4 protein-coding genes are annotated in these 7110 nt (G+C 34.9%); all 4 read right to left on the bottom strand.

Annotated elements, in window-relative coordinates; genetic code table 11:
• Positions 1 to 151: 151 nt before the first annotated feature.
• Positions 152 to 1081: a DUF58 domain-containing protein gene (locus ATO12_RS22860; RefSeq protein WP_034247087.1), complete on the bottom strand. Its 930-nt coding sequence runs from the start codon at positions 1079 to 1081 to the stop codon at positions 152 to 154.
• 139 nt (positions 1082 to 1220) lie between these two features.
• Positions 1221 to 1538 carry a thioredoxin gene (trxA, locus tag ATO12_RS22855; RefSeq protein WP_034247085.1) on the bottom strand — a complete coding sequence of 106 codons (318 nt, stop codon included), beginning with the start codon at positions 1536 to 1538 and terminating at the stop codon, positions 1221 to 1223.
• 188 nt (positions 1539 to 1726) lie between these two features.
• The gene (locus tag ATO12_RS22850; RefSeq protein WP_034247082.1) at positions 1727 to 2413 is read right to left on the bottom strand and encodes a hypothetical protein; all 687 of its coding nucleotides are present in this window, start codon (positions 2411 to 2413) and stop codon (positions 1727 to 1729) included.
• Positions 2414 to 2677: 264 nt separating this feature from the next.
• Positions 2678 to 7063, bottom strand: coding sequence for a DNA polymerase III subunit alpha (gene dnaE, locus ATO12_RS22845; RefSeq protein WP_034247080.1), 4386 nt, complete (start codon positions 7061 to 7063; stop codon positions 2678 to 2680).
• Positions 7064 to 7110 lie beyond the last annotated feature (47 nt).

Here is a 7110-nt window from a genome sequence, read left to right as displayed (position 1 = left end):
CGGGACTCGAACCCGCGACCCCCTGCGTGACAGGCAGGTATTCTAACCAGCTGAACTACCAGACCAAAGCCTTATTGCGGATGCAAATATACACCTCATTTTATTACCTGCAAATGTTTTTTTTGTTTTTTTTGTTTTTGAAATAGATGTATCATGTAAATTTCTGTCTTTCAACAAAATAAGTTGTCAGTATTTTATCAAAATCTTTTGTAGTATCAGCTTCAACATATTTTATACCATATTGGGCACATTTCATTTTTAGATCATAAAAATAAGAAGACACTGCTTTTTGATAATTGTCTTTTATGTTATCGGCATATACATTAATATGATCACCTGTTTCTACATCTACAAATCGAGTAGGTCGATTGCTGAAATCAAAATTTAACTCTTTCTCACTGTCAAATGTATGAAAAAGAATAACCTCGTGTTTGTTGTATTTAAGGTGTCTAAGAGCTTCAAATAGCTTTTCAGGATTAGAGGTGGCTTGTAGCATATCTGTGAACAAAAAAATCAATGATCGACGATGTATTTTTTCGGCAATCAGGTGTAGAAACTTAAACGTATCTGTATTCTTACTTTTGGATATACTCGTTATCGTTTGATTTAATTGGTTAAGTAACATTTGATGATGTCTCTCGCTACCTTTTTCGGGAGCATAATAATCATATTTATCACTATAAATACTTAATCCAATAGCATCACGTTGTTTTTTAAGAATATTCATTAAACAGGCTGTAGCTAATACCGAAAAACTAATTTTGTTTAAAGAATCCAAGTGATGCTCCTTTACATAAGGATAGTGCATAGAAGAAGAATTGTCGATAATAATATGACACCTTAGATTTGTTTCTTCTTCATACCGTTTGGTAAATAATTTATCTGTTTTGGCAAAAAGTTTCCAGTCTATGTGTTTGGTGCTCTCCCCATTATTATACACTTTATGTTCTGCAAACTCTGCAGAAAAACCATGAAAAGGACTTTTATGCATTCCAGAGATAAAACCTTCTACAACCTGTTTGGCAAGTAACTCAAGGTTAGTGAACCCTCCGGTTTTATTAATCTCTTTTTGAATGTCCATAGGTAATATTCTTTTATAAAAAACGAAGATCTATATCCTTAATATGTTAATGATAACAATATACGTATTACAAAATTAGTATTCATAAAAAAAGGTTTGACATATAGTCAAACCTTTTTAATTTTTTAATAATATTCTTCTACAAAAGAGAATCTAATGCTTCTGCATATACATTCTTAGGAGAAACTCCTACCTGACGTCCTACTACTTCTCCGTTTTGAAAAACCAATACTGTAGGAATATTTCTTACACCGTATTTTGCGGCAAATTCTTGATTCGCATCAACATCTACTTTACCAACAACGGCTTTTCCATCATATTCTTCGCTAATTTGTTCGATGATAGGGCCTACCATTCTACATGGACCACACCAAGCTGCCCAAAAATCAACCAATACAGGTTTGTCACTTTTAAGTACTACCTCATCAAAAGTAGCATCTGTTATTTCTAGTGCCATAGTTATTTTATTGTTTAAAAATTCTTATTTATTTTAATATTCACAAAATTAGTCAATAATTCTACCAAAGCTTACATCAGTAATATTTGTTTTGACTATTGGGTTATTTGATTTTCTGATACCAAATATAATATGAAAGTATTACTTTATAACAAATTACGTCTCAAAAATGATTGGAATAAGTTTAATTATTTTAGAATTTTAAGTTGTTTAGATAGATATTGTATTGAAACCAGATGAGAAAGTAATACAATAGGAACTACTACTGATGCTAACCAAACGAATGGAAAATACAACAAAGCAACATTGGGCTGATCAAAACCAAACTGCTGAAACTGGAAAGGAAAGGAGAGTATAGCATTTACCACTATAAATAATAATAAGAATAAGCACACCAAATTCCATCCTAATAGAAATTTAGGAGAGGCAATTTTATGTATATATCCAAAATAGTATACAAATGGAGCTGTTATTCCTGCAAAAATATCAAAATTTCTACCCGAAAAAGTCATGAGCTCTGGTATGGATTGGTGTAAAAATAACCAGTATAATACGAACTCTATCGGTATTCTTATACTATGAAGTAATGTGAGTATTTTAATATTAAGCTTACTAATAAATGCTTTTCCTTTTTGTGTAAAAAACAAGGAAATGATAAATAATACTGGTGGAATAATAGCTAAGCTAAAGCGAGGAGGTAGTGAAGTGTCTAAATAAAAAGATGAATATCCTAATATCGCTTGTATACTTGCCCATATTATAATAAGAGACAAAACTATTTTTGAACTATGTGATGCTTTATAAAATAAAAAAACAGTAAGACACGTGGTGATCATAAAAATAATTGAAATATAAGGAGCTAAATTTTCTAGCATAACAGAGTTTTATGCCTAACAAAATTGCTATGTATGATATAGTGTTATGAGCAATTGTGTTTGGTGTTGTTTAAGTATATGTTTTTATTACTAAATATACTCACAACAAATGTAGTAGGTCCCCAAATCAAAGTTCTTGACTTATGACAAGAAAAGCAGAAAGTTTCTAATGATTTTGTTGAAATAAGAAAATTATGTTTGACTTAACAGTTTTTTTGCACCTGTTTTTTTATTAATCACGAGCTACTTCTGTATATAAATAGTTTAATTTAACTTATAATATATAGATTCGTCCTCAAGAGCTATGAGTAATTCTTGAGAAATATTTACTTTTTGTTTTCGACTAGGCATGTGCAGCTTTAATTGTTCGGCCATTTCGTAGATAACAAAATTAAGTGTATGATTTCCAGAATGCTCTGTTAGTAGTTCTTTTAGATTGTCTATTCTAGAATCAGAAAGCTCATTAATATCCATCTGTATTGTAAGCTTTCTTGCATAGGTTTCCATCACATCGTGTAGCAGTTGAAAACTATTAAATTGTATCCTGGGATCTCCTTTCTTACCAGTATCACGGTTTACCCAGCCTTCTTTAATAAAAGCTTTTGCGTATACAAATGTACTTTTTACCAGGAAAGGGCGATGTTTTAAATATTCTTCACCAAAAATTCTGAATTCGTGTGCTGTATTATAATCTTCGATCACAAATGTAGCCCAACCTTTACCGTTTTTAGATGTGCGATGTTCTACGTTAGAAATTACTCCTCCAAAAGAAATTTCGCGATTAATATTGCTTTCGAGATCTGCAAAATTGAGCAAAGTGCCATTACAGAAATATTTCATTTCATATTTAAAGTCGTCTAACGGATGGCCAGAAAGGTATATGCCTACTACTTCTTTTTCGCGTGCTAATTTTTCCATTGTTCCCCATTCTTCGCAAGGTGGTACAACTGGCTCTGGGATTTGTACATCGCTCGACTCTCCAAATAAACTAACTTGCGAAGAATTTTCACTTTCCTGAAATTTGGACCCATATCGTACTGCTTTTTCTAAGAAAGTGACTCCATCTCCTTCTTCATGAAAATACTGTCCTCTATGAGTTTCAGAAAAGGAATCAAAACCTCCTGCTAAAGCTAAACTTTCAAATGCCTTTTTGTTAGCGGCTCTAAGATCGATACGTTTCGCAAGGTCAAAAATAGATCTGTATGGCCCGTCTTCTTTTCGGTTTTCTACTATGGTGGCTACAGCACCAGTTCCTACTCCTTTAATAGCTCCCATTCCAAAACGAACAGCTCCATCTTTGTTTACAGAAAATTTACGGTAGGATTCATTTACATCGGGGCCAAGTACATCTAGCTTCATGCGTTTACATTCCTCCATAAAGAAAGTGACTTGTTTAATGTCATTCATGTTGTTAGAAAGTACGGCTGCCATATATTCTGCAGGATAATGCGCTTTAAGATATGCTGTTTGGTATGCAATCCAGGCATAGCAGGTAGAGTGAGATTTATTAAATGCATAAGCAGCAAAAGCTTCCCAGTCTTTCCATATTTTTTCTAACTTATCTTCTGCATGACCTTTTTCTGAAGCTTGTTTTATAAACTTGGGCTTCATCTTATCAAGTACGGCTTTTTGTTTTTTACCCATTGCTTTACGAAGTACATCGGCTTCACCTTTGGTGAAATTTGCCAGCTTTTGCGAAAGCAACATCACCTGCTCTTGATATACTGTAATTCCGTAAGTTTCTTTTAAGTACTCTTCGCAAGCTTCAAGGTCATAAATGATTTCCTCGGTACCGTGTTTTCTATTAATAAAACTAGGGATGTATTCTAATGGACCAGGACGATATAAGGCATTCATTGCAATGAGATCTGCAAAAACTGTAGGTTTAAGTTCCTTCATGTATTTTTGCATCCCGGGAGATTCATATTGAAACACCCCAACAGTTTCTCCTCTTTGGAAAAGAGCATAGGTTTCTTCGTCATCAAGAGGGAAATTTTCGGGATCTAATTCTACTCCATGCTTTGCTTTTACAATCTTAACAGTATCCTTAATTAAGGTTAATGTTTTTAACCCCAGGAAATCCATTTTTAGTAGTCCTGCATTTTCTACCACAGAGTTATCAAACTGTGTACAGTACATGTCAGAATCCTTAGCTAATGCTACAGGGACAAATTTGGTAATGTCGTCTGGTGTAATAATAACACCGCAGGCATGAATCCCGGTGTTTCTCACCGAACCTTCTAATACCCTGGCCTGGTTAAGTGTTTCTGCTTCAAGATCACTACCTTCGGCAATATTAAGGAGCTCATTAACCTTTTCTAATTCATCACTTCTAAATTTTTTCTTTAATATAGCTTCATCTACACCAAAAATCTTTCCGAGTTTCGACATATTAGGGATAAGCTTTGCAATACGATCTGCATCACCAAGAGGAAGGTCTAGTACTCGTGCCGTATCTCGTATAGAAGATTTTGCTGCCATCGTACCATAGGTAATGATCTGCGCTACCTGATTGGCACCGTATTTTTCAATTACATAATCCATAACACGACCTCGACCTTCATCATCAAAATCAATATCAATATCGGGCATACTTACACGATCTGGATTTAAGAAACGCTCAAAAAGTAAATCGTATTTAATAGGGTCGAGATTAGTGATCCATAAGCAGTAGGCTACTGCTGATCCCGCTGCCGATCCACGACCGGGGCCTACAGAGACGCCCATATCCCGGGCGGCGCGAATAAAGTCTTCTACAATCAGGAAATATCCCGGATATCCGGTTTTTTCAATTACTTTTAATTCGAAATCCAGACGTTCATCTATTTCAGGGGTAATTTCATTATAACGAATTTTTGCGCCTTCATAGGTGATATGTCGTAGATATGCATTTTCTCCTCGTTTGCCACCATCGATTAAATCTTCTTCAGATTGAAATTCTTCTGGGATATCAAAAGCTGGTAACAATACATCTCTGGCAAGCTCAAAAGGTTCTATTTTATCTACAATTTCCTGAATATTTATGATGGCTTCAGGTAAGTCTTTAAAAAGACCTTTCATCTCTTCCTGAGATTTAAAATAATATTCCTGATTAGGTAATCCATATCGATATCCTCTACCACGACCAATAGGGGTAGCTTGTTTTTCTCCATCTTTTACACATAAAAGAATATCATGGGCATTAGCATCTTCTTTTTCGCAGTAATATGTGTTGTTAGAGGCAACGAGTTTAATGTTGTGTTTTTTGGCAAATTGAATCAATACCTGATTTACTCTATTTTCATCTTCTTGATTATGACGCATAATCTCGATATAGAGATCATCTCCGAATTCCTGGTGCCACCATAGTAAAGCTTCTTCAGCTTGTTTTTCTCCGATATTAAGTACTTTGCTAGGAACTTCTCCATACAAGTTTCCGGTAAGAACAATGATATCTTCTTTATATTGCTTGATAACTTCTTTGTCAATTCTGGGGACATAATAAAACCCATTAACAAAAGCGGTAGAAGACATTTTAGCCAGATTATGATACCCGTTTTTATTTTTGGCTAACAGTACTATTTGATATCCGTTATCTTTTCTGGATTTATCGGTGTGATTTTCACAAACAAAGAACTCACATCCTACGATCGGCTTCATTTCTATACCTTCGGGCTCTTGTCCATTTTCTATTGCGTCAGCATTAGCTGCTTTTACAGTTTTATTGTGATTAGAGACTCCCTGAACAAAATGAAAAGCTCCCATCATATTGGCATGGTCTGTCATGGCAACAGCATTCATCTTATGTTGTGCAGCTACTTTTATTAAATCAGGAATACTGGTTGTTGATTGTAATACCGAGAACTGAGTATGATTATGCAGATGAACAAAGTTAACTTTATCCAGAGCTGCAATATTATCATCGATCTCTTGTTGGGATAAATCAGAATCTCCTTGTTTTGTAAGTGCTTCCTGGATTTTTTGAGAAGCCTTTTTGAGATTGATGTGTTTTAAACCTATTACCTGAATCGTTTGAGGATTCGCCTCTGCAAAATTTTGAAAATAATCTGGCGCTACATCAAGTTCTTCAATGGTAAAAACTTGTTTACGGATCAATTCGAGAAAACATCGGGTAGTAGCTTCTACATCGGCGGTAGCATTATGTGCTTCGCCAAAAGCAGTACCAAATAGGTGTTGATGAAGTTCTGTAAGTGTAGGGAGTTTAAATTTACCTCCACGACCTCCTGGGATTTGACATAGTTCTGCGGTGACTTCGGTACAGGTGTCTAAAACAGGAAGTTCCTGTAAATTGTTTTCTAGGCCAAGACGATAGAATTCTGCACCCATAATATTTACATCAAATCCAACATTTTGTCCGACAACAAATTTGGTTTTGGATAGAGCAATATTAAATTTTTCTAATACTTCTTGTAGTGTAATCCCGTCTTGTGTTGCTAACTCAGTCGAAATACCATGGATTTTTTCTGCATCATATGGGATATTAAACCCATCTGGTTGTACCAGGTAGTCTTGATGTTCGATACAGTTCCCCATAGCGTCGTGTAACTGCCATGCGATTTGTATACATCTCGGCCAGTTATCGGTATCGCTAATAGGGGCATCCCATCGTTTGGGTAACCCGGTGGTTTCAGTATCAAAAACTAAGTACATAAAAAGAGGTGTTTCAAGAAAATTATCCCTTACAAAGGACTTTCAAA

This window comes from Aquimarina atlantica, from assembly GCF_000626715.1.
Lineage (GTDB): Bacteria > Bacteroidota > Bacteroidia > Flavobacteriales > Flavobacteriaceae > Aquimarina > Aquimarina atlantica.
The sequence above is the reverse complement of the archived record's forward strand: the minus strand, read 5'-3'. Positions and strand labels throughout refer to the sequence as shown.

Bases quoted from the DNA above. Each gene is read 5' to 3' on its own strand.
- trxA (WP_034247085.1), bottom strand. From the start codon at position 1,538: ATGGCACTAGAAATAACAGATGCTACTTTTGATGAGGTAGTACTTAAA.
- dnaE (WP_034247080.1), bottom strand. From the start codon at position 7,063: ATGTACTTAGTTTTTGATACTGAAACCACCGGGTTACCCAAACGATGG.
- ATO12_RS22860 (WP_034247087.1), bottom strand. From the start codon at position 1,081: ATGGACATTCAAAAAGAGATTAATAAAACCGGAGGGTTCACTAACCTT.
- ATO12_RS22850 (WP_034247082.1), bottom strand. From the start codon at position 2,413: ATGCTAGAAAATTTAGCTCCTTATATTTCAATTATTTTTATGATCACC.